Source organism: Aeoliella sp., from assembly GCF_965227375.1.
Taxonomy (GTDB): domain Bacteria; phylum Planctomycetota; class Planctomycetia; order Pirellulales; family Lacipirellulaceae; genus Aeoliella.
On the sequence record NZ_CBDDFX010000001.1, the window covers coordinates 1,869,544 to 1,891,300 of the forward strand.

Below are 21,757 nucleotides of genomic sequence, written 5' to 3' on the forward strand. Positions count from 1 at the left end.
AGCAGAGGATCTGCCGGAGCACGTTTCTGTGGTCCGGCGAGCCGCGCTGCGCAGCGATTGCTCCCGTCCCGTGAGTTGCACCGTTGATGTCCGAACCTGACCCCCGACCGACGACGCTCGACGATTTGGCCGCGCTCAACGCCGAGCTGGCGGCGCTAGCCAAAGCGCGGATGCCGCTCGAGCCGGAACTACGGCGTTTGGCCAGGCAGCTCTCGCCGGGCGCTGGATCGCTGGCCACTCGGCTGGCCAATCGCATCGAGCGGGGCAGTTCGCTGATTGATGCGCTCGACGCCGAAGGCGACCAGCTGCCAGAGGTGTATCGAGCGGTGGTCGAGGCCGGTATCGCCAGCGGTGACCCCGCGGGCGCGCTGGAGGAGATGGCTCGCAGCACCCGCCGGCTTTCCAATCTACAGCGGACTACCAGCGCGGCCCTGCTGGTGCCGATCACGGTGATCATCCTGGCCAGCCTGCTCCTGGCGCTCTTGCTAACAGGTGTGTTCAGCAACATCGCCTGGATCGCGCCGGAGACGCTCACTCCCTACGCAAAGTTTGCCGACAATCCGTGGCTCATCAAGACACTCACCATCGTGGTGCCGGTGCTGGCGATTGTGATTCCGCTGGTGTGGTGGTGGCGCAGCCGCCGCGCGACGAGCCTCGCTGCACCAAGGTGGTCGCTGCTGGGATGGATTCCCGGTGCGCGGGCGCTACATCGGCTTAGTGCGTCCGGCACGATGGCCGAAGTGTTGCGAATGACCACCGCGGCCGGAGTTCCGCTCGATCGGTCGCTCCGCATCGCCGCCGGTGCGGTAGGACATCGCGGTTATCGCAAAGCGGCGTTGGAACTAGCCGATCAGGTCGCCGCTGGCGGCGTGCCCGGCGACAGCGACGATCACCCCGGGCGCTCGCCTTTGGACCGCCTGCCGCCTTTGGTGCAAGTGGCACTGCGTTATAGTGGTCGCCGCCCGCTGATGACCGCGTCGCTCGATCGCGCGCGACGATCGTATCAAGCGCGGGCCGACCTGCTGCAGACGTCGCTCAACGATCTCGTGCCGGCGGTGCTCACCGTTGGCGTCGCTGGCACCGTGGTGGCGGCCTACTGTATTGGTATGATGTGGCCTTACACCGAGATGCTTCACACCTTGGCCGATTCCCTGTGGCAATAGACGCGTGGACCACCAGCAAGAAAAATCGAACGCGATACCATCGGCCGCTGCGATTGCCAGCGACGAGCGGATGTCGATCGAAGTCGTGCTGGAGGCTTTGGCCGAGGACCTGGACGATCGACAGTTGCGCGAAGCGGTCGATCGACTCAAGCAGGAACTGGCAAAGGGTAAGTCGCTCGATGCGGCGCTTGAGAGCATCCAAGGATTCGCGCCGCGATACCTGGTGGGCATGCTGCGCGCGGCCACCACGTCCGAACAACTCTCGGCCGTGTGTAACTCGTTCGCGCAACTGCGCGATTCGTCCGAACGTGCGTGGAGAACCTTGCGGAGCCTGCTGGTCTACCCACTCGTGATGCTGATTGTGCTCACGGCGGTTTCGTTGTTGCTGTCGTATGTGCTGTTGCCGCACTTCGAGGAGATGTACACCGAATTCGATCTGCCGCTGCCGGCTGCTACAGAGAGTATTCTAAACGGGCTACCGGTGATGCCGTGGGCGATGATCGTCGCGATGGCCGCGTGGCTAGCGGTGATTCTCGCGCCGGGCATCTTTGGGGTGGGCTACTCGATGAGAAACTCGCTGCCGCTGTTGGGGCGGATGTTCAGCAGCATTTCGCAGCAGCAACTTGCCGCAACGCTGTCCAGCTTTGTCGGGCTGCGGATACCGCTCGCCGCGGCCCTGGAGTACACGGGGGACCTGCTCGACGATCGCAGCCTGGGGCGGGCCACCCATCGTGTTGCCGAACAGGTGGAGCGTGGGATCTCGCTGGAGGAAGCGATGGCCGGGTCGCGGGCGTTCGACCGCTCGCTCACCACCATCGCCGGCTGGGGCGAGCGCCGTTCGCAATTGGCGAGCGGTCTGGCGCTGGCCGCCGACATGTTCGCCAACCGCCGCCAACAGCGATTGGTGCTCATCCGCCGACTGGTTCCGCCCATAGCGCTAGTGGCTGTGGCCAGCGGCATTGCCGCTGCGGCCGCTGCATTGATGATGCCGTTGGTAAAGTTGATGGGAAGTCTCACCGGATGACTTGTTCCTTAGTTTCCCTGTTGTAGTGTGCTGTGATATTTCTCGCTCCACTCATTGTGCTCCTCGTTGGACTCGCCATGCGGATGGCGCTGGGGATGGTCTATGGTGTGCGAGGACCGGAACCCGACGATATCCTCTTCTGGCTGCTTCGAGGGGTGAGTTGGGCCTTCATCGTGTTGGGCATCTTCGCCTGGTGCTTGTTGCCGCTGGCTGGTTCGGTTGGTTCGCTCGTGATTTGTGTGCTGTTGTGGATCATGGCAGTCTTCGCGCTGGTGGATGGGGTCACCACCTCGCGCGATTCCCACCGCCGCACCAACGCCAAGTTGCTCTCCATCGCGCAGCGCGAGGGGAAATTGAAAGAGACCAGCGAGCTATTTGAGGGATTGCAGCAGGGGGCATTTGTCGGCCGACCCGCCAGGGCGCTGGGGTACGACCTGCAAGCGGGCACGCCGCTGTACGAATCGGTACGGATTCACCCTCGCGCACTCCCCCGTACCGCTCCAGCTTACGCGGCCATCGGCTCTTTGGCCGGCGCAGAACCCCAGGCGCTCGACGAGTTAAGTCAGCCGGTCGATCCGGCGCTTGCGTCGGCTTCCAGGAGTTGGTGCGACTACGTCGCCTATCTCGTGGCGATGGTGCTGACGATGGGATTGCTCCTCGCGTTCTACGGAATGTTTATTATTCCTCAGTTTAGCGAGATCTTTTACGAGTTCGGATTGCCGCTCCCCGTGATGACTCAGCTATTCATCACCAGCTACCCTGTAGGGGCTGTGATTGCGGTTTTCGCGGTAGCTACCTTGTTGGCATTGGGTTTCGTGGCGTTTCTCTACTTGATCGACGTGCGGATTCTGCACGTCGCCACCGACTTCTTGTTTCGTCGATCACATATCGCCACGGTGCAGCGCATGATAGCGCTCGGCGTCGAGCATCGCGTCGAACTCCCTCGGCTGCTCTACGCCCTGTCGGTCACCTACCCGGTCCGCGCGCTGCGCAATCGACTATCCGCGGCCTACGTCGCCGCCGATGCAGGGCAGTCGCTGCCCAATGTGCTGCAGACCAACCGGTTGCTAAGTACCAACGAGCTAGGTTTGATCGAAACGGCCGAACGGGTGGGTAACGTGCCATGGGCGCTGCGGCAGCTCGCTTTTCGCCGCGAGAGTTTGCTTGCTACTCGCATGAATGTAGTGATTCGCATCGCCTATCCGTTCGTTGTGCTTTCGATCGCTTTTCTCGTAGCATTCATTGTCGTTTCGCTATTCATACCGCTGGTCAAACTGGTGGAGGGGCTTTCGTAATGAGCCATCACGCACCCAACTCGGTCCGTCTCCACCGGCGCGGCATGACCCTACTGGAAGTCACGCTGTCGGCCGCCGCGCTGGCCATCGTGGCCACCAGCGTGGTGCAAGCCACGGTGGGACTCGACCGCGCACACCAGGCCAGCGGCCAAGTGGACTACGCCAGTCGCGAAATGGAGAACAGTCTCAAGCAGTTCATCAACCAGCCGCCGAGCGACATTACCCAAGAAGCAGCCGATCAGTGGCAACTGCCCGCGGAAGTCGTCCAGCAACTGCCGGGCTCTCGACTCACCACCACGGTGGCCGACCTGCAAGATCCCATCGCCAAGCGAGTGACGATGAAACTGCAGCTTTCCAATCGTGGCCAGCCGCTGGTGCTTACCCGCTGGGTGCCGGGCGAGCAGGAGGAGCAACCATGAGGAATCTCCGCCGCCGTCGCGCATTTTCACTGGTCGAGTTGATGGTCGTTGTGTTCTGCACGTCCGTGATTGCCGCCGCGGCCATTGCGCTATTGCACCACCTAGGCGCTTGGGGCCGCTCGGTCCAAGACTCGGCCACGCAGGCGGCCGCCGCCGACCGGATGGAGCAAGCACTCCGTCGCGAGTTGCAACAAGCGACCGACCTGCAGGCGACCGGCGCGACACTCGCGATTGCGACCTACCACGGCACGAGTCAGTGGCAACTCGCCAAGGACGCTTGCCAGGTGAAGTGGACCGCCGGCGACGACTCGCCACGCCACGAGCGGTTCGACATCGGCCCCCACAGCGATTGGCAAGTCGCCACCGAAGAGGGACTGGCCATCGTGGTGCTCGACATAGAAGCCGGCGAGCGAGGAATGCCATTGCGCGTGGTCGAGCCGCTCCGCGAACGGGAAGGAGCGAGTGATGAATAAGCACACCCGCCGCGGCGTGACAATGCTGATTGTGCTGGCCGTGATCGGCGCTAGCGGCCTGCTGCTGGCGTACGCCATGGGGTCGATCGTCGATCATCACCGCCAGGGGCGCCTGCGCCACGAGCACCGCCAGTGCCGACTGCTGAGCGAGTCGGGCGTTGATCGCGCCGAAGCGCAGTTGGCCGCCGATGCCGACTACACCGGCGAGCGCTGGCAACTCGCCGCCAGCGAGACTGGCCTTGCGAAAGATGCAGTGGTGGTGATTGAAGTGAAACCCAGCGACAGCGGTACGCAGATCACCGCCACGACCAACTACCCGGCCACCGGCCAGAGTCGAATCACGCACACGCAAAACCGCGCTATGGAAGACGAATGACGCCACGCTAGTTCTGCGTGAGAGAATACACTAACAGCCTTTTCACAAGGACCTATATCATGAACGTTAAGCATCGCAGAGCCTTTACACTCGTCGAACTCTTGGTGGTGATTGCCATTATCGGCATCCTGGTGGCGCTGCTGCTGCCCGCGGTGCAAGCCGCGCGCGAGGCCGCGCGGCGTAGTTCGTGCCTGAACAACGTTCGGCAGACAACGCTGGGCATCCACAACTACGAACTCGCGTATGGATACCTGCCGGTCGGCACGACCAACAAGACAGGTCCGATACGCAACGTGCCCAACGGTCACCACATTAGCTGGCTCGCCAGGACCCTGCCTTACATTGGCGAGCAAAATCGCGCCAACCAACTCGATCTGACGAAGAGCGCGTACCACAAAGCGAACGATCAGGTGCGGCAAACGTACTTTGATCTGCTGATGTGCCCGAGCTACGGCGGCGATGAGGGGCCGATCACTACGTATGCCGCCTGCCATCACGACCGCGAAGCACCGATCGACGTCGACAACAACGGTGCGTTCGTCCTCAATAAGCGGATCACGCTCGACGACATTAGCGACGGAGCGAGCTACACGATCTTCATCGGCGAGAAGTTCCCGGAGTACGGCGACCTTGGCTGGCTCAGCGGCACGCCCAGCACGCTCCGCAACGGCGGCTTTGCCATCACCGCCGGTGGAGGTGGTGGAATGGGCGGCGATTTTCCATGGACCGGAACCGGCTCGAGCGACGATCCCTGGGGATTCGAGGAAGATCCCGACGCCGAGCAATGGGACGACGCCGTATTGGAGTCGCAGGACTTCGGCATGGATGGGGAAGTGGACGAGCCATTCGCCGACTTGGAGGAACTAGAAGGAGAGGTGAAATCGCCCGAGTCAGCAGCACCCAAGCCGGAGGCTGCCGCTGAGGACGTGAAAGAAGCCACCGAGGGCGAACCAACCGAGGAGAAACCAAAGGACGACAAGAAGCCAGAGGATATGAGCATCTACGACGTCGGTACCAAGTACATTATGGACCTGAACAAGCGGTTCAATAACGATGTGCTTACCGCCGAGCCCGAGGATTTCGAGGTCGGAGACGACACTGGCTACGAAGACGAAGTGCGACCTGGGTTCTACCTGCGGGGTCTGCTGGGCGGAAACTGGAGTTCGCCACTGCGTGTAGGTGGATTCCAGGGCAGTCACTCCGGCATCGTTACCTTTGGTTTCGGAGACGGCTCGGTGCGGAGCATCTCCGAGGATGTCGACGTGAGAACGTTTCGCCAAATGACTAACCGTCACGATGGCGAGATTCCCAACGACATATGGTAACCTGCGGTGCTAGCACCCGTGCGTTGACCTTGCTTACAGCCAGCGGTTCGTCCTACCATCCGCCACATGGCTGATGGTGAAGACAAAACCGACGAGTCGCCCCTGTCGATCAAGCGGCTCACCAATGCGTTTGCAGCGATGCTCGGTCGCAAGTCGACCGCTGCCGAAGAGGCCGCGCCACGCGAGGCGGCGGTCGACACACGGAGTATCACCGAGGCGCTGTTGTTCGTGGGCCGGCCCGACAACCAACCGCTATCGGCCGAATCGATCGCCGCCACGATGCGCGACATTACACCCGACGAGGTGTCAGCGGTCGTCGAGCAGCTCAACGCCGAGTACGCCGAAGACGACTCGGCGATGACGATCGTCGAATCGGCGGCCGGGTACCGGCTGACCCTGCGGGAAGACCTTTCCCGCGTGCGCGACAAGTTCTATGGCAAGGTGCAGCAGGCCACGCTCACGCCGGCGGCCATGGAGGTGCTGAGCATCGTCGCCTACCGCCAACCGGTCGACCTGAAGACCATCGACGCGATGCGCGCGCAGAAGAGTCAGTCGCTGGCCAGCAGTCTGGTGCGCCGCGGTTTGGTGGAGATCCGCCGGCCGGAGAAGAGCCCACGGAAGGTGCAGTACGCCACTACGGGGCGATTCCTTCAGGTATTTGGGCTCTCGAGTATCGAGCAATTACCACAATCGGCTGAGTTCGAGGCGGCGTGACGAGTGCTGTAAGTGCTTTGGTGGCTTTGGTTTGTGTTGCAAATGCAGGCGAATCCGGGAGTTAACGGAGGACCGAAAACCCGCCGATTAGCGGTAGCGGGCCCGCCCACCCGAGGAGTAAAATCCTGCTTTTGCCAAAACTGCACGTTTGTGCCAGGCAGCCCGCCAGCGTGGCGGCGTGCCACAAAACCAAGGACCCCCGCACGATCGCGCGAAATCCTCCCTCCTGCGTCACTTGGTTCCCCCTGTCCATCGCGAAGAGAAGCACTTGTTGGTGACTGCGCATACCCATCGCGACCAAATCCGCGCCCGGCTGGCCTCCGCCACGCCGGCGATCAATCCGTCTATCCTGGGTTGCGACTACGCGCACCTGGGGCGGGAGATTGCCGACATGGAGCAGGCCGGTGCCAAGGTGCTGCACCTGGACGTGATGGACGGCCACTTCGTGCCGAACTTCACCTTCGGCATGACCATCGTCGAGGCCGCTCGGCGGTGCACTGAGTTGCCGCTGGACGTGCACCTGATGATGGAGAACCCTGGACGCTACATCCGCCAGTTCCGCGAAGCGGGCGCCGACGTGATCACGGTGCACGAGGAAGTTTGCCGCGACCAATCGGAGCTTGCCGACTTGGTGGCGGAGATTCGCGAGTTGGATGCGCTAGCTGGCATTGCTATCAATCCACCGACGCCGCTTGAGAAAATCGACCAGGTGGCTGCCAACTGCGACCTGATCCTGTGCATGAGCGTGATGCCAGGCTTCGGCGGGCAGGAGCTTGATCCGGTGGCCTTGGAGAAGCTCGCCGTGCTGCGGGACCGCCCGGACGTCGACGCCTTCCTGGAAGTCGATGGCGGCGTGAATCTCGAGACCATTGCCGATTGCACCGCCGCTGGCGCGAATCTGCTGGTGATTGGTTCGGCCATTTCAGCCAGCGACGACTATCGCCAGCGATTTGTCGAGCTCGAGAGGCTCATTAAGTAACCCAAACAGGCACTGCGACTCGTCCACACACGAAATACTGTCGAATCTGGAACGACAATCATGAGACATCTGGTTCTTGTACACACTGGCACCACCGAATACGACAAGCAAGGCCGTATTCAAGGCACGTTGGATGTTCCCCTGAGCGAGGACGGCAAGCAGCAAGCGGCCGACATTGCCGAGGAGCTGAGTGCGCTCAATCCATCTGCCCTTTACTCGGCGCCGGGACAAGCGTCGCAGCAGACAGCCGAGGTACTGGCCGGGCGACTGTCGCTCAAGCGGCGGGTCCTCGACAAGCTGAGCAATGTCGACCAGGGCCTGTGGCAGGGCATGTTGGTCGACGACGTAAAGACCAAGCAACCTAAGGTTTTCCGCAAGTGGATCGAGCACCCTGAGTCGGTTTGCCCGCCCGAAGGCGAGACCATCGCCCACGCCCGCGAACGAGCCGCCGAGGTGCTCACCAAATTGGGCAAAAAGCAGAAGGCCGACACCACACTGGTGCTGGTGGCGCCGTACCCGCTGGCGTGCATCATCCGCCAAGTGCTCTCCGGCGCCGACCTGGGCGACCTGTGGCATGCGGGCAACCACGCGGGCCGGTGGGAGAAGTTCGAACTCGACAAGCCTGCCGAAGTGATTGCCGAGGTAAATAGCTAGCCAGGCGGCACGCATCCGTCTCCCATCCATTCCGGCAAACTGGTATCATTGACTGCCCCACGGAACCACTATTCCCCCTAGCTCTCGCATGGCCACCGGCGAATTGAAGGAAAACCGCGATCAGCCTGACAACTCGGACGACCCCTTGGTGGGCGACGAGCCGAAGAAGCACCGCGCCAAACGCGGCGTGCCGAGCGGATTGTGGCTGCGTTGCGACGATTGCGGCGAGACGGTTTTCCGCAAGACAGTCGCCGAAAACATGAGCGTCTGCCCCGTGTGCGGGTACCACATGTACCTGAGCGCGGCCGATCGCATCCATTACCTGCTGGACGAGGGAACGTTCGAAGAGTGGGACGGCAACCTAATTCCGGCCGACCCGCTGGAGTTCTTCGACAAGAAAGCCTACGCCGAGCGCGTGGTGGCCGAACAGAAACGAACCGGCCTGCGCGATGCAGCGATCACGGGCACCGGCATGATCCGCGCTCGACGCGTGGCCGTAGGCGTGACCGACTCGGCGTTCATCATGGGCAGCATGGGCTCGGTGGTGGGCGAACGCCTGGCGCGACTCATCGAGCGAGCCACCGAGCAGAACCTGCCGCTAGTGATCGTGAGCGGCTCGGGCGGCGGGGCACGCATGCACGAAGGCATCCTGTCGCTGATGCAGATGGCCAAAGTCTCTGCAGCCCTCGCTCGATACGACGAAGCGGGCGGACTGTTCATCTCGGTGCTGACCAATCCCACCATGGGCGGCGTGGCAGCCAGCTTCGCCTCGCTGGGCGACCTGGTGTTCGCCGAACCCAAAGCCCTAATCGGCTTCGCCGGCCCCCGCACCATCAAAGCCACGATCCGCCTGGAACTGCCCGAGGGATTCCAAACGAGCGAATTCCTGCTCGAACACGGCTACATCGACCGCATCGTCAAACGCGCGGACATGAAGAGCGAGATCGCCCGAGCGATTGACTACTGCGGGAAGTGAGGGGGGCGCGTCATGGTGGACGAACCTCTGGATCCGCGCGTTGTTGCCTGCTGGCGGCGAATGACACCGCTGCAAAAGCTCGCCACCATGTTCGAAGCGAACGAAACAGCTCGTCAGTTGTCCGCGGCTGGAATTCGACACCTCCACCCGAACTGGTCCCACGAGCAAATCGAGGCCGAAGTCGGTAGGAGGTTCTTGCGTGCAGCAATGCGAGTTGATGCGTCACACGATTGATGCATTCGAACTTCTGAAAGTTCCCTACGCCATCGTCGGTTCGATGGCCAGTGGTGTATGGGGCGAGCCACGCATGACACTCGACATCGACGTCGTTGCGCGCTTTGGAAACAACGTCGACAGGTTCTGCGAGCTGTTTCCCGACGATCAGTTCTACGTCAGTGTTCCCGCTGCCGAGGAGGCTGTTCGTCGCGGGAGCCAGTTCAATGTTATCGACAACTTGTCGAGCCAAAAGATCGATGTGATGACAATCGCCGACTCGCCATGGTCGCAAAGCCAGCTATGGAGGCGCCGGCTGGTAGAGTTGATCGAAGGCGTTGAAGGATACGTCGCTGCACCAGAAGACGTCGTCCTGGGTAAACTGCTCTACTACCGCGATGGCCAATCTGAGAAGCACCTGCGAGACATCCGCGGAATCTTCGCCGCGAGTGGCGAAATAATCGACCGGGAGTATCTCGAACAGTGGGTGGCCAGGCTTGATGTTGTCGACGCATGGGGCGATGCGCGGAAGTGGTTGGAGGGGTGATGTACCACCGAGTTCGTTGGGGGATCGTACTTGCCTTGTTGGCTTGTCCCGCGTTCCCGACTCACGCTGGTCTATCTGGCGGCGGTTGGTACGAGTGGTCGGCATCCTCGACTTCCGAGAATGGTGAGTACGTCTTCGTTAGCTTGCATCCGAATCCCATCGATGAGCAAGTCGCTCGCATTCGTAGCTGCGGCAATGATCCGCCTTACTTAATCGTTGAGGACGAAGTCGACGAAGTACAACGGCTTTACGATACTTATCCATGCTCTGGTATGTATCGCAACGATGGATCCACCACACCTCTGTGGACGACCGGTGGACGCATATACGGTGGGATTCCAAGTCCCAATGGCAGAATGCTGTTCTCGTCTAGTTTCAACTACTTCTTTAGTATCAGCGTTTGCGATGGCCCAACACCGAAGCGAACTCTCACAGATCTCGACATGATAGGTTACGTGCCGTTCGCTTTGAACACGATTGCCAACAGTCCTGGGCGATACATGGAAGACTACCAGCTCGACGCGAACTGGCAACACGCAAAGGTGATTTGGGACAATGGCTCGACCACCACGGTGCGTCTCGACGACTTCGCGATCGTGCAGTCCAACACGTTGGGCTACTCTCTCTATCACCTATTCACGACCGTCCGCGGCCTCTTGTTTGTCCTCGTGGTGTGTTTCGTCACCTCGATGCTGGGCTATCTGCTCACGATCCTTGTGATGCGCGTGCGAAAAGTCGATGACCGGCGGTGAGGCTTAGCTCTCTCCCCCCTCGTTACTTTCGTCTTTGTGATGATAGTACTCGTCCCAGGTCTTCTCGTGCGGTTCGCCCAGCTTGCCGACACTCTTGGCCACCAGCATCGAGACCGTCGCATCGCTGGTGACGTTCGCGACTGTGCGGAGCATGTCGAGGATGCGGTCGACGCCAAGGATCAGGGCAATGGCCGGGACGAGGTCGACTGCCGCCTCGATTTGGCCCAGCACCACCACCAGCATTACCACCCCGGCGCTCGGCACTGCGGCGGTGCCGATGGAGGCCAGGATGCACGTGAATGCGATGCCGGCCAGTTGCACGAATGTAAGTGTGTGGTCGAACGCCTGGCAGATGAACACCGCGGCCACCGCCTGATACAAACTGGTGCCGTCCATGTTCACCGTGGCGCCGATCGGTAGGACGAAGCTCGCCACCTCTTCGTCGACACCCAGGTGTTCTTCTACCCGCTCCATCGTCACGGGCAGCGTTGCCGCGCTGCTGCTTGTGCTAAAGGCCAAGAACTGAGCGGGTGAGAGTCCGCGGAAGAACCACGTATAACCTCGCCCAGTAAAAGTGACGACCAGCAGTGGGTAGAACAGAAAGGTCATTGCCGCGAGTCCGCCCACGACGCAGCCGCAGTACTTGATGAGCGCCCAGAAGATGTCCCACGAAGGTGTCTGGGCAATTAGCGATGCCATTAGGGCAAACACGCCGATCGGCGCAGCCAGCATAATCAAATCGATCAGCTTGAGAATCACTTCGTTGAGGCCATCGAAGAAGTCCTTAACAGGCTTCGACTTGTCCGGTGGCACCAGCAGCATGCCGACGCCGAAGAACAACACGAACACAATGACCTGCAACATTGCTTTGTTGTTGCTTGAAGCGGCGAATAGATTATCGGCAACCAAGTCTTCCAGCGGTTGCAGCGGCCCCTTTTCCTTTTGTTTCTCGGCCTCGGCTATCTTCGAGGCCGCGTCGTCGGCAAACGCCTCGATCAACTGATCGCGGTCCTGCTTGTTGATACCTCTGCCCGGTCCAGCCATCGTGGCAATTGTCAGGCCCAGCGTCACCGCCACGGCGGTGGTGATCAGGTAGAGCACGATCGTTCGTCCGCCGAGCGACGAAAGTCGCGTCAAATCTTGCAGGTCGGAAACGCCCTTGAGTAGCGATGCGATGATCAGCGGCACCGCGATCAACTTCAGAGCGTTGATGAAGATCGAACCGAACGGCTTGATCCAATCGATGACAAACTCAGCTCCCGTGTTAATGGGGTTGCCTTGCTTGTCCACGATCACATTGCCGAGTTCGTCCAGCTTGTCGTTGCCAAGCCACACCGCCACCAGGCCCACGACAATCCCCAAAACCATGCCAATGATGATCTTCCAATGCAGCGCGAGCTTCTTCATCGGGGCTCTTTTCCAGGTTCGGGGGTGACAGAAAGTCCCTAACGTAACGCATCGCCAGGCTCGCGGGCAGCCAAGCTTTGGCAGCTTTTGGTGTGGATGGGCGGGCAACTCGCCGCACAAATTCCGTAAGCGACAAAAATAACTCAAACATCCTGTTTTATCCATCCGATGTTAATTTGCGTAAGACAGTGAATATGCAATGGGCCAAAAGCGGCCCTTGCTAGCAGGATTTGCCGCGAAGTAGGAGCCGAGTCGCCATGCAATCAGGAATCAACCAGCACGCCGCGTTGCCGGGCGAACTCCTGGGTGTCGTGGTGCCGAAAGTTCGCGAGCCTCAGGTCGTCACCAGCCCGTCAGCGGCCGCCGGCCAGGCTGCGGGCGTGGCGCGGCAAGAGAAACTCGATCAACGCCTCACGGCGGTGCTGCGGGGCCTGGTTTCCGGTTTCGCCTGCGACGCGGCCGACTTTTATACGCTCAACGCGGCCAGCAACGAGCTGGCGCTGCGGTCGCACTATCACGCCGAAGAGGGTGAGCCGGGTGCGGCGCGGCGGAAGTTGGCCGACGCTCGTGCGGACATCGCTGCCATGTCGGGCAGCGCCATCGTGCTGGAAGACGATGTGCAGGTGGCTGGTTGGCCGGTGCCGGTGTGGTGCGGCGCGGCGATTTGCCTGCCGGTGGCCAGCGACGAGACAATTCACGGAACGCTGTGGCTCTACAGCAGTCAGCCGCGGTCGTTCGCCGACGCCGAAATCGAGCTGGCCGAAGTGGTGGCCGGTCGATTGGCCGTCGAACTTGAACTAAACGCGTGGCGTGCCGCGGGTAATGGGGGTAACGATCCGGCGCCCGCCCCGCAGCCCGCCACCGACGAAGCCCCGTCCTCCCGCCCGGCAGCCAGTCCCACTACCACAGCGCGCATCGCCCGACCCGCGTCGAATCCGTTGGTCGACGAGTGGGAGCTTGCCGGGTGGACAACTGATGGCCTCGCGCCGCAGGCGTTCTACGATTGGCAAACGCTGCCCGACGGTCGCACGCTGGTGGTTACCGGTTCGATCGACTGTGCGGACCCCATGGCCGAAGGTTGGTTGCAGGCGGCGCGGATCGCTTTGCGAGCCCATGCCGGTGACGCGACCGACGCAGGTGAGTTGCTCACCAGCGCGAACCATACGTTGTGGCTCGCTTCGCCCGGCGGCGAAGGGCTGGCGGTGTCTGTCGCCATGCTCGATGTCGACGGCACGCACGCTTCGGTGGCCATGGCCGGCGCGGCCGGGTTCGCCCGCTGGCGAGCCTCGTCATGCGATTGGAGCAGCACCAGTTGCCCACCGCTGGGTTGGTCGGAGCGAGCCGTCTACTCGCAGAGTCGCGTGGAACTGATGGTTCGCGAGCGACTCGTGCTTACATCCGCGGTCACGCCGATCAGCGAAAAGCGCGAGGCCAGCCGCCTGTCGAGCCGCCTTCGCCACAACTCGCCCGACGAACTGCGGGCGATGCCGGGCAAGCGCGCTTTGCGACTGTTCGCCGAGGCCGCTCATAGTGTCGGCAAGCGACCTGCAGGGCTGGCGCTAGTGCGTCGGCGCTAAGAGTAGCACGGCTGGATCACAGCTCGCCGCTGTAGCGGAGCGAAACGAAGGGGCCGTATGTTTCGTTCGGAAGCAGTGTATCGAGCGTGACTACCTCGCCTGTGAAGGGCGGTTGGTCGGTGAAGCCCATCTCCCAGGCAAACTCGGCCCAGAGCGCATCGTCCTCGATGGGCCATCGAACCTCCAGTCTCTCGCGAGTGTGCTCGACGCCGTGCGAGAGAACCAGTCGTCGCAGCGTATCGCGGCAGGCGTAGAAGCCGTCTCGTTCGGCCTCGGCTTCAAAGTCCGCGAGCCAGTACTTCCAGGTTGGCAGATCGTTGTCGCTGGCGAGATCGACGTCCAGGTGCGCCCGCAGAGCGTCGGGGGTCCACAAGAATCGGCGCGCGTATTCCTGCCAGCCTGCGCGATGCCACGCCCGGTAGAGTTTTTCCGCATCCTTTTCGACGGGCTCACCACCCGGGCCATCTGACACGAGGACCTTCTGGGGAAGATCAAACGGCACGATGCAGTTGTACTCGGCCACAATGGGCATGGGCCGGAAGCAGCAGGCGACGCCGGCAACTGCGGTCACCAGCAGTATGGGCGTTTGGAGGCGAATCTGCAGCATTGCTACTCTCGGCGCCATCATGCTCGTGGCGGGGAAGTCACAACTGGCGTCAAAATGCTACTTGGGGGCGGTCTGCGGCTGCTGCGCTTGACGCAACGGTTCAATCACCTTTTTCCAACCAAACGGCGCGCGAGGTTCCTGGAACATGGCAGAGAACCAACCGGCGATGGTGGGGTTTACCTGGGCGTCTTCGAGATTGAACACGTATTCGTCCCAACTGCGGTTGGGGTGCACCACACGGATGCCAATCGGCATGAACGGCTTGCCCGCCGCGTTTTGCAGCACCACGTAGATGTCGGAGTATTCAGAGGCGTCAGCCATGAACTTTGGCTTGGCATGAATACCGATCAAGGTGCCACGCGTGGTATCCTTGTCCAGCTTCATGAAGAACCGCTTTTTCAGCTTGTCGGCTTCAGCACCGAACAGGAAAGGCAGCGGACCGTTGACGATCTCCTTGCCCTGCATCTCTTTGGGAATGGGCGTTACTACCAGTTGCTTCTTGAGGTGGCGGAACTGGAAGATCTTGTCGCCACTGCAGACCCAGTGCTCGCCGGGCTCTTCGCTCAGTTCGTACTTGCCCTGAGCAGCTGGCGCTTGTTGAGGCTGCTGGGGGAGCTGGTTTGGCTGAGGGAGCGGCTGCGCGGCGGCTTTCCACTCGTGCGCCTCGGTGATTTGGAAACTACCGCGGTCGGGTTGGTGGTAGGCCAGCTTGCCCTTTTCCTTTACGGCCGGGGGGCCGTTGATTCCCGCGGGGCCGATGATTGTGTGACGTTCCCGCGAGAACTCCACGTAGATGTTGTTGATCTCGTCGCTCTTCTTCTCCCAGGTATCCAGCACTTGGTTGATGTAGGCTTGTTCCTTCGGAGACAAGTTAAACGGGTCATGCTGCGCGACGGTCGGCACCTGCGGGTGCACCGCTGGCTGCGTGGGCTGATTTGGCTGGGCGGCCGGCGGGGCCGTGGCGGCTGGTTGCTGTGCGGGGGCGGTGGACGCTGCCGCGAGGCAACCGATGGCAACGAGGAAGAGTGTGCGAGGCATGGACCGTTTCTCTCCGACGCGAGGTGGCGTAGGCTGGGGGGAACAATTGGGGGGCCGGGAGTGTAGCAAGCAATCCCCAGGCCACCTAGAGCGATTGGCAGAGGTGAGTTTGCAGCGAAAACATAGGCCATGGGCGGTGCGGATGAATCTCACATGGAAGGCCTCGGAGTCGGCCAGCGCCCTGCATGCAGTGCATGCACAAGCGCGTGGTCTTACGCTGTTGCCGCCGGGACTTACCGAAGTGCTCGAGCCGTTGGTTAGCGAGCCACCCACGGCCGCTCGCGGCGACCTGGCGGGGCTCACCGCTGGGCTGTTGCAGTACGCGGCCGCTGGCTTCGAGAATCGCGAACTGGCCCGGCAAACACTCGACAAGCGGTGGGGGCGTGGCAACGTGGGCGATGCGGATGTCTCGGCGCTCGCCGCCTGGGTAAGCAGCGTCGAACAGGCGTTTTTTGGTTGGCATCGCTGGCAAACCGATCGGCAATTGGTCGACGAAATCGCCACTCGCACCGCGCCGCTTCGCGATCACTGGGACGCCCGTGGGCCCGGCATGATGCGGCAGATCGGGCGGCTCACCGAGCCGTGTTTGGTGGCCGAGCGGGCCGACGTGGTGATGGTGCTGCCGGTGGTCGGAGGCGGTGGCACGGCGCATCTGCCGACGAACATCGTGACCATCGAAGCGCTGCTGGCGAACACCGATCCCCAACTGCCCGAAGTCGTCCGCCTGGCGTGGCTCGCCGGGCAGTTGCAGTTCGATCTGCCGGCAGTGGCCGAGCAACTCTCGCCCGGCGGTGCGCCGCGGATCGCGGTACTCGCCATGCTGCCGCCAGCGCTCTCGGCCGCCGAGTCGGTCGAACTGGCAGAGTACACGCCGGCCAGCTTGAGCCACGCGCTCGGCTTGTGGCGGGTCGCTAGCACTCCGGCGGAAGCCGACCAGCTGGCGGATGTCCTTACGCAGTGGTGGGGCACGTACCTGGCGAGCGACATCACCTGGCCTGCGGCCGCCGCGGCGCTCGAGGCGATGCTCGCACGGTAGTCAGCCGACCTTGACCCGTAGCGTGGAACCTACCATCATCCGCCGCGAACCGCTCCGTTCCTCTCTTGGATGATAGTAATGCGATTTCACTTGGCTATCGCCGCTATGTTGTGTAGCTCGCTGACTCTGGCCCAGGACAATGGTCCTCGGTTGGCGGCTTACGAAACGTTGAGTGTTCCCAATCGCGGCGCGAGCGTCACGTTTGCCAAGCAGGTCACCCAGCGGGGCGACCGGGTGGATCAGCAGTTGGCGGTCTCGCTTAGCATGCAATCGACTACCCGCCAGCCCAACCAAGAGATTCAAAAGTCCTCCAGCAGCATTGCTCGCAAGCAGCAACGAACGCTCCTCGTCGAACGCGTGGTCGATGGAAAGACCGTCGCCGCGACCGTGCGGTTCGGCGAGTGCCAGCGCACTGCCGATGGCCAGACGCACGAGCCGCCGATCGTCGGGCAGACTTACCTTTGCGAGCGAAAAGACGACGACACGCTGGTGGTGAACCGCGCCGATGGCAGCTTGCCCACGCCCGACGAGTTCGCCCTGGTGAGTGAAAGCATGCACGCGTTGGGACGCTCCAATCCGCTGGCCGATTACCTGGACGGCAAAACGATTCGCACCGGAGAGGCTTTGGAGGTGCCAAAGGAGTTGGGAAGCGCGCTGCTATCGGGCGATGGTGCTTTGGGCCGCGTGTCGAAGTTTCAGCTGGTGCTCAAGAGTGTCGATCCGGCAACCAAGGTCGCCAGTTTCGACATCGAGCTTCAATCCGAAGGCGCGGAGACCACGCAGATGCGGCTCATGGTGAACGGCACGCTGCAGGTCGAGACCGACACCTGCCGCACGCGGAAGCTTGCGTTCAGTGGCCCGCTGGGAATGGCGACCACCGTGGGTAGCTACAGCTCGCAGAAGACCACGTTCGTGAGTGGCAATCTGAAGATGGAAATGACCGCCAGCTACCGCGACAAATGAGCAGCCCGCGTTCCAGCTATTGGCGGCTCACTCGGGGAACTCGGACTCGACCGCGTCGGTCTGGTAGATGGGCATGTGGCGGTAGTAGACTTCCAGCGTCATGCACGCCAGGGCGGTGCAGTACAGCCGGCCGCCTTTTTGGGTGTCGTGACCGTGGTTCACGTGCCAACTGCCTTTGAGGTGTCCCTCTTTTTCCTGCGAATTGACCAGGAAGTCGCGTAGCTTGGTGTTCCATTCACGCCACATCGGTCCGGTGCCGTTGGTGTATTGGAACACGAGCTGAGCAGCGTAGTAGTTGTAGTAGAAGTCGTTTCGCGACGGGCCGATCTTGGCGATTTTCTCGGTGCCTTCGATGATCGCCTGGTGATCACGTTTCCAGCCCAAGTACATGCGGCACAATAGGCCTACGGCGCTGGTGCTGGGGCGGTAGTTCTTCGCCTCGGGGGTGTAGGAATAGCCGGTGCCGTAGTCGTCGACCTGCACGAAGTCGAGGAATCGCGACGAGCCTTCCACCGTGGAGTGCGGCACGTTCAGGTGCGCGAGGTGGGCACTTTTGAGGGCCATGATCTGCCAGCCCACCACTGAAGTGTCGCCCGGCTGCTGGAAGCTGTACCGCCAGCCGCCGTCGTTGGGGTTCTGGGACGAGACGATGTAGTCGATGGCCGCCTGCGCAGGCAGCGCGAGCTGGCTTTCGCCGGTCATGCCGTAGGCTTCGGTCATGGCGATGGCGCTCAGGCCATGGGCGTACATGGTGCCGCCGTCGGTCCAGGCGACGCCGGCTCCCTTGCGAGGCTTCTCTCCCAGACGCACCAAGGCGTCGAGTCCGCGGCCGACCACCGCTTTGTACTTGCCCTCGTAGCGGGTTTGTCCCGCACCCAGGAACGGCAGCAGCGCCAGGGCGGTGCCGCTCTTCAATGAGTTTTCGATTTCGCCGGGGTCGCCACATTGACCATTGCAGTCGCCACCGCCGCGATGGTCAAGGTGCCAGGTGCCGTCGCGATTCTGGTGCGACGCGAGCCACTTCAAAGCGGCCTCAACCGCCTCTTCGCTCTCGGCGCTACCACCTTTGGCGCGAACCAGCGCGGCCCGCGACTCGTGTCCTCGACCTTCCAGAGCGTTACCGGCGAATGCGTTGGCGTTAGCCGTTATCGCTTCGGGGGCACTGGTTAGACCGAAGTCCGAAATATCCACTGGTGCTGCGGCTTCCAATTCGTCCATGAACGGGGATTCGCTCACAACCTCTTCGATCACTTCGGTGTCGGGTTGGAAGTCGAGATCTTCGGGTTCGATTTCGACGTCGACGTCGTTGAAGTCGACTTCGGGAACATCGACCACTTCGTCCGAAATCTCTTCGGCAGTGGTGGCGGACAACAAGGAGTCGAGTTGGCTCGGAACATCGATGACACACAGCGCCAGGATGATGATGGCGATCATGTGCACCACGACACTGATCATCCAGCTGGCGCTGTTGCTCATCATGCGGCCAAAGAAGCCCTGGTCGTCGTCATCCAGATACTCCTCTTCGGACTGGGCTTGCTTCTCCTTCTCTTTCACCTGTCGGCGCGCCGACTTGCCCGCCGGGTCCTTCGCCTCGGCAGGGGGGTCCGCCACCGCCACGTTGGGGGCGTCGGAAGGGAGGTCGGAAGAAGAGTGTGACTTAGCCATAGACCGGTCGCTCTCTGTTCGTGGGTGGCTCGGCGCAGAAGGAATCCGAGGACAGGACGATGCATATCGTCCCTTCTGTTATCGTAACAAATACCGGGGTACGGGACCACTACTAGACGGTGGAGAAATTGCCCATTATTCCCGGAGAAAACCGTTCCCACGGCGAATACCCCTAGGTCGCCCTGCCAACCGTTTCAGGCGCGATACTTTGCCTACTGGCGGGTGGAAAACTATAATTCGGCCGCCCCACACTACTCCGACCTTGCAGGATTCGCTCGGATGGTTCCGATTAGCCAAGCTTTACGGGTCCCCAGCCCAGTCGCCGTTCGCCAGCTACGGTTGGCGGTAGTCGCCATGCTGGCCGCATCCGTGGTGCTGGCCCCAGCGACGCTACAGGCTCAGGAAGAGGCCGCCGACGCTCCGGCCGACCAGGCCGATGAGGCCCGCCGCCCAGGGCGGCTGCTCCGCTTGCGGCTGCCAATCACCGGCAGCGCCGACGCGTCGTTCCGTAGCATCGTGCAGCGCACCAAGTCCCGCCTGTTGGCCGACTACGATGGCGAGGACCGCCCGGTGATTGTCATTGAGTTTGCGCCGCTGGCCGATGGCGACGGGTTTGGTCAAGGAACCGACTTCGAGCGGGCGTTTTCGCTGGCGCGTTATTTGACCAGCGACCAGCTATCGGGCATCAAGACCGTGGCGTTCATCCCCCGCACCATCAAAGGGCACGGGGTGCTGGTCGCTTTGGCGTGCGAAGAAATCGCCATGGCGCCGACCGCCGAACTGGGCGAGGCGGGCATCGACGAGGACCCAACTCGACCCATCGAGCCTGCGGTGATCGAGGCCTACCGCCAGATCGCCCGCGCGCGACGCACCGCGCCCGAAGCAGTGGCCATCGGCCTGGTGGATCGCAGCACCGAAGTGCTGGAGGTGGAGACCGAAGCGGACATCGAGTACGTCGAGCGGAAGGACTTGGAGAAGATCGAACGCGACGAAACGGTGATTCGCACCACGCCGCTGTTTGCCAGCGGCTCGATGGGCATCTTCACCGCCCGCGAGGGCCGCATGTTCGGCGCGGTGAAGTACGTGGTGGAGGATCGCGAGTCGTTGGCGAACCTGCTGCGACTCGACTCCGACGCCCTGGCCGAAGACGCCGGGCTGGTGGCCGACTGGCGACCCATGTTCTACACCATCGAAGGACCCATCACTGCCAAGACGCCCGGCCGCGTGCGAAGGCTCGTGGATGGGGCTATCGACGACCAAGGCGCAAACTGGATCGGCCTGCGAATCAAAAGCAGCGGCGGCAGCAGCACCTACGCTGTCGACTTGGCTTCGTACGTCGCCAGCTTGGGCAACGACCAGCGGCGCAGCGTGTCCTACGTGTCGGAAGAAGCCAGCGGCGTTTCAGCCCTGGTGGCTCTGTCGGCCGACCAATTGGTGATGGGCCACGGCGCCACGCTGGGCGGCGGCGAGCCGGAGCAACTCGACGAAGGCATGATGCTCTCGCTGCGCGATTCGATTCGCGAGTCGCTCGCTCCCAACACGCCCCACACCTGGTCATTGTTAATGGCGATGGTCGACCCCAACCTGGAAGTCTATCGCTACACGAACACCCAGACCGGCGCCGAGCAGTTGTTCTGCGAAGACGAAGCCGCCGAGCAAGCCGACGCCGACGACTGGCGGCAAGGCGACCAGGTGACCATTCCGGGCGAAGTGCTGCGGCTCGACGGCGACGAGGCCATGTCGCTGGGCGTCGCCACGCACGTGGTGGACAACGTGGAAGAGCTGAACCAGATTTACGGTTTCGAATCAACGCCGCGTGAAGTGCAAACCACCTGGTCGCTCGAACTGGCCGAAGCACTCGCCTCGCCGGGCGTGACCGTGCTGCTGCTGGTGATTGCGTTTGCCGGCATCTATTTCGAGTTGCACACGCCCGGGCTGGGCATCGGCGGGTTCGTGGCTGCGGTGGCGCTGTTGCTGTTCTTCTGGAGCAAAGCCCTCAACGGCACGGCCGACTGGCTCGAGGTGCTACTGTTCGTCGGCGGTGTGGTCGCCATCCTGATGGAGATCTTCGTGCTGCCAGGCGTGGGCATCTTCGGTCTCGGCGGCGCGCTGATGGTGGTGGCCTCGCTGGTTTTGGCCGGTCAACATCGGCTCATCCCGCGCAGCCCTGCGGAGTTCGCCGAACTGCAGACATCGCTGGCCGTGGTGGCGACTGCCGGGGCGTTAATGGTGGTAGCGGCGCTACTGCTGCGCCGGTACTTACCGTCGATACCGATTCTCAACGACATGATGCTGGCGGGACCCGAAGGGGAAGAACTGGCCGAGCTGAACTACCGCGAGAGCCTGGCCGAGTACTCGCACCTGGTCGGCAAGCAAGGCGTGACAACCACGCCGCTCATGCCGTCGGGTAGGGCCGAGATCGATGGCGAACTGGTTGACGTGATCGCCGACGGCCTGATCGACCGCGGCGCCACGGTCGAAGTCGTCAGCGCCCGCGGCAGCCGCGTCGAGGTCCGCGAAGTCAAAGCGTAAACTCAGCCACCATAAGGACTCT

Annotated in this window: 21 protein-coding genes; 17 read left to right on the forward strand and 4 right to left on the reverse strand. The window is 62.1% G+C overall.

Going from position 1 to position 21,757, the window contains the following annotated elements; all coding sequences use genetic code 11:
• The first annotated feature begins 86 nt into the window (after positions 1–86).
• From ACQK2L_RS07655 to ACQK2L_RS07715, 13 genes are all read left to right on the forward strand, one after another.
• Positions 87–1,163: a type II secretion system F family protein gene (locus ACQK2L_RS07655; RefSeq protein ID WP_425396348.1), complete on the forward strand. Its 1,077-nt coding sequence runs from the start codon at positions 87–89 to the stop codon at positions 1,161–1,163.
• Positions 1,164–1,167: 4 nt separating this feature from the next.
• Positions 1,168–2,187 (forward strand): type II secretion system F family protein, encoded by a 1,020-nt coding sequence (locus tag ACQK2L_RS07660; protein ID WP_425396349.1) that lies wholly within the window; start codon positions 1,168–1,170, stop codon positions 2,185–2,187.
• Between the two features lie 77 nt (positions 2,188–2,264).
• Positions 2,265–3,482: a type II secretion system F family protein gene (locus ACQK2L_RS07665; RefSeq protein ID WP_425396350.1), complete on the forward strand. Its 1,218-nt coding sequence runs from the start codon at positions 2,265–2,267 to the stop codon at positions 3,480–3,482.
• Positions 3,482–3,901 (forward strand): type II secretion system protein, encoded by a 420-nt coding sequence (locus ACQK2L_RS07670; RefSeq protein WP_425396351.1) that lies wholly within the window; start codon positions 3,482–3,484, stop codon positions 3,899–3,901. The genes ACQK2L_RS07665 and ACQK2L_RS07670 overlap by 1 nt, the downstream gene beginning before the upstream one ends.
• Positions 3,898–4,374 (forward strand): prepilin-type N-terminal cleavage/methylation domain-containing protein, encoded by a 477-nt coding sequence (locus ACQK2L_RS07675; RefSeq protein ID WP_425396352.1) that lies wholly within the window; start codon positions 3,898–3,900, stop codon positions 4,372–4,374. Before ACQK2L_RS07670 ends, ACQK2L_RS07675 begins: the two co-directional genes overlap by 4 nt.
• Complete coding sequence (locus tag ACQK2L_RS07680) at positions 4,367–4,750, forward strand: hypothetical protein (protein ID WP_425396353.1); 384 nt, start codon at positions 4,367–4,369, stop codon at positions 4,748–4,750. Before ACQK2L_RS07675 ends, ACQK2L_RS07680 begins: the two co-directional genes overlap by 8 nt.
• 59 nt (positions 4,751–4,809) lie before the next feature.
• Positions 4,810–6,075 carry a DUF1559 domain-containing protein gene (locus tag ACQK2L_RS07685; RefSeq protein ID WP_425396354.1) on the forward strand — a complete coding sequence of 422 codons (1,266 nt, stop codon included), beginning with the start codon at positions 4,810–4,812 and terminating at the stop codon, positions 6,073–6,075.
• Positions 6,076–6,141: 66 nt separating this feature from the next.
• Positions 6,142–6,789 carry an SMC-Scp complex subunit ScpB gene (gene scpB, locus ACQK2L_RS07690; RefSeq protein WP_425396355.1) on the forward strand — a complete coding sequence of 216 codons (648 nt, stop codon included), beginning with the start codon at positions 6,142–6,144 and terminating at the stop codon, positions 6,787–6,789.
• Positions 6,790–7,063: 274 nt separating this feature from the next.
• The gene (gene rpe, locus ACQK2L_RS07695; RefSeq protein ID WP_425396356.1) at positions 7,064–7,768 is read left to right on the forward strand and encodes a ribulose-phosphate 3-epimerase; all 705 of its coding nucleotides are present in this window, start codon (positions 7,064–7,066) and stop codon (positions 7,766–7,768) included.
• Between the two features lie 60 nt (positions 7,769–7,828).
• Complete coding sequence (locus ACQK2L_RS07700; RefSeq protein WP_425396357.1) at positions 7,829–8,422, forward strand: histidine phosphatase family protein; 594 nt, start codon at positions 7,829–7,831, stop codon at positions 8,420–8,422.
• A gap of 88 nt (positions 8,423–8,510) precedes the next feature.
• A complete protein-coding gene (accD, locus tag ACQK2L_RS07705) occupies positions 8,511–9,398 on the forward strand; it encodes an acetyl-CoA carboxylase, carboxyltransferase subunit beta (protein WP_425396358.1) in 888 nt (295 codons plus the stop codon).
• A gap of 217 nt (positions 9,399–9,615) precedes the next feature.
• The gene (locus ACQK2L_RS07710; RefSeq protein ID WP_425396359.1) at positions 9,616–10,158 is read left to right on the forward strand and encodes a hypothetical protein; all 543 of its coding nucleotides are present in this window, start codon (positions 9,616–9,618) and stop codon (positions 10,156–10,158) included.
• Positions 10,158–10,910 carry a hypothetical protein gene (locus ACQK2L_RS07715; RefSeq protein WP_425396360.1) on the forward strand — a complete coding sequence of 251 codons (753 nt, stop codon included), beginning with the start codon at positions 10,158–10,160 and terminating at the stop codon, positions 10,908–10,910. Before ACQK2L_RS07710 ends, ACQK2L_RS07715 begins: the two co-directional genes overlap by 1 nt.
• A gap of 3 nt (positions 10,911–10,913) precedes the next feature.
• On the opposite strand, the gene ACQK2L_RS07720 is transcribed toward ACQK2L_RS07715, so the two are convergent.
• Entirely contained in the window at positions 10,914–12,317 is a 1,404-nt protein-coding gene (locus ACQK2L_RS07720; RefSeq protein WP_425396361.1) for a dicarboxylate/amino acid:cation symporter, read from the reverse strand.
• 257 nt (positions 12,318–12,574) lie between these two features.
• Here ACQK2L_RS07720 and ACQK2L_RS07725 point away from each other — a divergent pair, with 257 nt between their 5' ends.
• The gene (locus ACQK2L_RS07725) at positions 12,575–13,894 is read left to right on the forward strand and encodes a GAF domain-containing protein (RefSeq protein ID WP_425396362.1); all 1,320 of its coding nucleotides are present in this window, start codon (positions 12,575–12,577) and stop codon (positions 13,892–13,894) included.
• Positions 13,895–13,910: 16 nt separating this feature from the next.
• Here the strand turns inward: ACQK2L_RS07725 and ACQK2L_RS07730 are convergent, their stop codons facing one another.
• Together ACQK2L_RS07730 and ACQK2L_RS07735 are read right to left on the reverse strand one after the other, a co-directional pair.
• On the reverse strand, positions 13,911–14,501 hold the full coding sequence (locus tag ACQK2L_RS07730) for a hypothetical protein (protein WP_425396363.1): 591 nt from the start codon (positions 14,499–14,501) through the stop codon (positions 13,911–13,913).
• 57 nt (positions 14,502–14,558) lie between these two features.
• A complete protein-coding gene (locus tag ACQK2L_RS07735) occupies positions 14,559–15,539 on the reverse strand; it encodes a hypothetical protein (protein ID WP_425396364.1) in 981 nt (326 codons plus the stop codon).
• 142 nt (positions 15,540–15,681) lie between these two features.
• Between ACQK2L_RS07735 and ACQK2L_RS07740 the strand changes: the two genes are divergently transcribed.
• Positions 15,682–16,575: a hypothetical protein gene (locus tag ACQK2L_RS07740; protein WP_425396365.1), complete on the forward strand. Its 894-nt coding sequence runs from the start codon at positions 15,682–15,684 to the stop codon at positions 16,573–16,575.
• Between the two features lie 78 nt (positions 16,576–16,653).
• The gene (locus tag ACQK2L_RS07745; RefSeq protein ID WP_425396366.1) at positions 16,654–17,538 is read left to right on the forward strand and encodes a hypothetical protein; all 885 of its coding nucleotides are present in this window, start codon (positions 16,654–16,656) and stop codon (positions 17,536–17,538) included.
• Between the two features lie 27 nt (positions 17,539–17,565).
• Here the strand turns inward: ACQK2L_RS07745 and ACQK2L_RS07750 are convergent, their stop codons facing one another.
• Positions 17,566–19,203 carry a prenyltransferase/squalene oxidase repeat-containing protein gene (locus ACQK2L_RS07750; RefSeq protein ID WP_425396367.1) on the reverse strand — a complete coding sequence of 546 codons (1,638 nt, stop codon included), beginning with the start codon at positions 19,201–19,203 and terminating at the stop codon, positions 17,566–17,568.
• Between the two features lie 354 nt (positions 19,204–19,557).
• Between ACQK2L_RS07750 and ACQK2L_RS07755 the strand changes: the two genes are divergently transcribed.
• Positions 19,558–21,735, forward strand: coding sequence for an NfeD family protein (locus ACQK2L_RS07755; protein ID WP_425396368.1), 2,178 nt, complete (start codon positions 19,558–19,560; stop codon positions 21,733–21,735).
• Positions 21,736–21,757: the final 22 nt, after the last annotated feature.

Coding starts and splice junctions, on each gene's coding strand:
- ACQK2L_RS07655 (WP_425396348.1), top strand. CDS start 87: ATGTCCGAACCTGACCCCCGACCGACGACGCTCGACGATTTGGCCGCG.
- ACQK2L_RS07665 (WP_425396350.1), top strand. CDS start 2,265: ATGCGGATGGCGCTGGGGATGGTCTATGGTGTGCGAGGACCGGAACCC.
- ACQK2L_RS07670 (WP_425396351.1), top strand. CDS start 3,482: ATGAGCCATCACGCACCCAACTCGGTCCGTCTCCACCGGCGCGGCATG.
- ACQK2L_RS07675 (WP_425396352.1), top strand. CDS start 3,898: ATGAGGAATCTCCGCCGCCGTCGCGCATTTTCACTGGTCGAGTTGATG.
- ACQK2L_RS07680 (WP_425396353.1), top strand. CDS start 4,367: ATGAATAAGCACACCCGCCGCGGCGTGACAATGCTGATTGTGCTGGCC.
- ACQK2L_RS07685 (WP_425396354.1), top strand. CDS start 4,810: ATGAACGTTAAGCATCGCAGAGCCTTTACACTCGTCGAACTCTTGGTG.
- scpB (WP_425396355.1), top strand. CDS start 6,142: ATGGCTGATGGTGAAGACAAAACCGACGAGTCGCCCCTGTCGATCAAG.
- ACQK2L_RS07700 (WP_425396357.1), top strand. CDS start 7,829: ATGAGACATCTGGTTCTTGTACACACTGGCACCACCGAATACGACAAG.
- accD (WP_425396358.1), top strand. CDS start 8,511: ATGGCCACCGGCGAATTGAAGGAAAACCGCGATCAGCCTGACAACTCG.
- ACQK2L_RS07710 (WP_425396359.1), top strand. CDS start 9,616: ATGCGTCACACGATTGATGCATTCGAACTTCTGAAAGTTCCCTACGCC.
- ACQK2L_RS07715 (WP_425396360.1), top strand. CDS start 10,158: ATGTACCACCGAGTTCGTTGGGGGATCGTACTTGCCTTGTTGGCTTGT.
- ACQK2L_RS07720 (WP_425396361.1), bottom strand. CDS start 12,317: ATGAAGAAGCTCGCGCTGCATTGGAAGATCATCATTGGCATGGTTTTG.
- ACQK2L_RS07725 (WP_425396362.1), top strand. CDS start 12,575: ATGCAATCAGGAATCAACCAGCACGCCGCGTTGCCGGGCGAACTCCTG.
- ACQK2L_RS07730 (WP_425396363.1), bottom strand. CDS start 14,501: ATGCTGCAGATTCGCCTCCAAACGCCCATACTGCTGGTGACCGCAGTT.
- ACQK2L_RS07735 (WP_425396364.1), bottom strand. CDS start 15,539: ATGCCTCGCACACTCTTCCTCGTTGCCATCGGTTGCCTCGCGGCAGCG.
- ACQK2L_RS07740 (WP_425396365.1), top strand. CDS start 15,682: ATGAATCTCACATGGAAGGCCTCGGAGTCGGCCAGCGCCCTGCATGCA.
- ACQK2L_RS07745 (WP_425396366.1), top strand. CDS start 16,654: ATGCGATTTCACTTGGCTATCGCCGCTATGTTGTGTAGCTCGCTGACT.
- ACQK2L_RS07750 (WP_425396367.1), bottom strand. CDS start 19,203: ATGGCTAAGTCACACTCTTCTTCCGACCTCCCTTCCGACGCCCCCAAC.
- ACQK2L_RS07755 (WP_425396368.1), top strand. CDS start 19,558: ATGCTGGCCGCATCCGTGGTGCTGGCCCCAGCGACGCTACAGGCTCAG.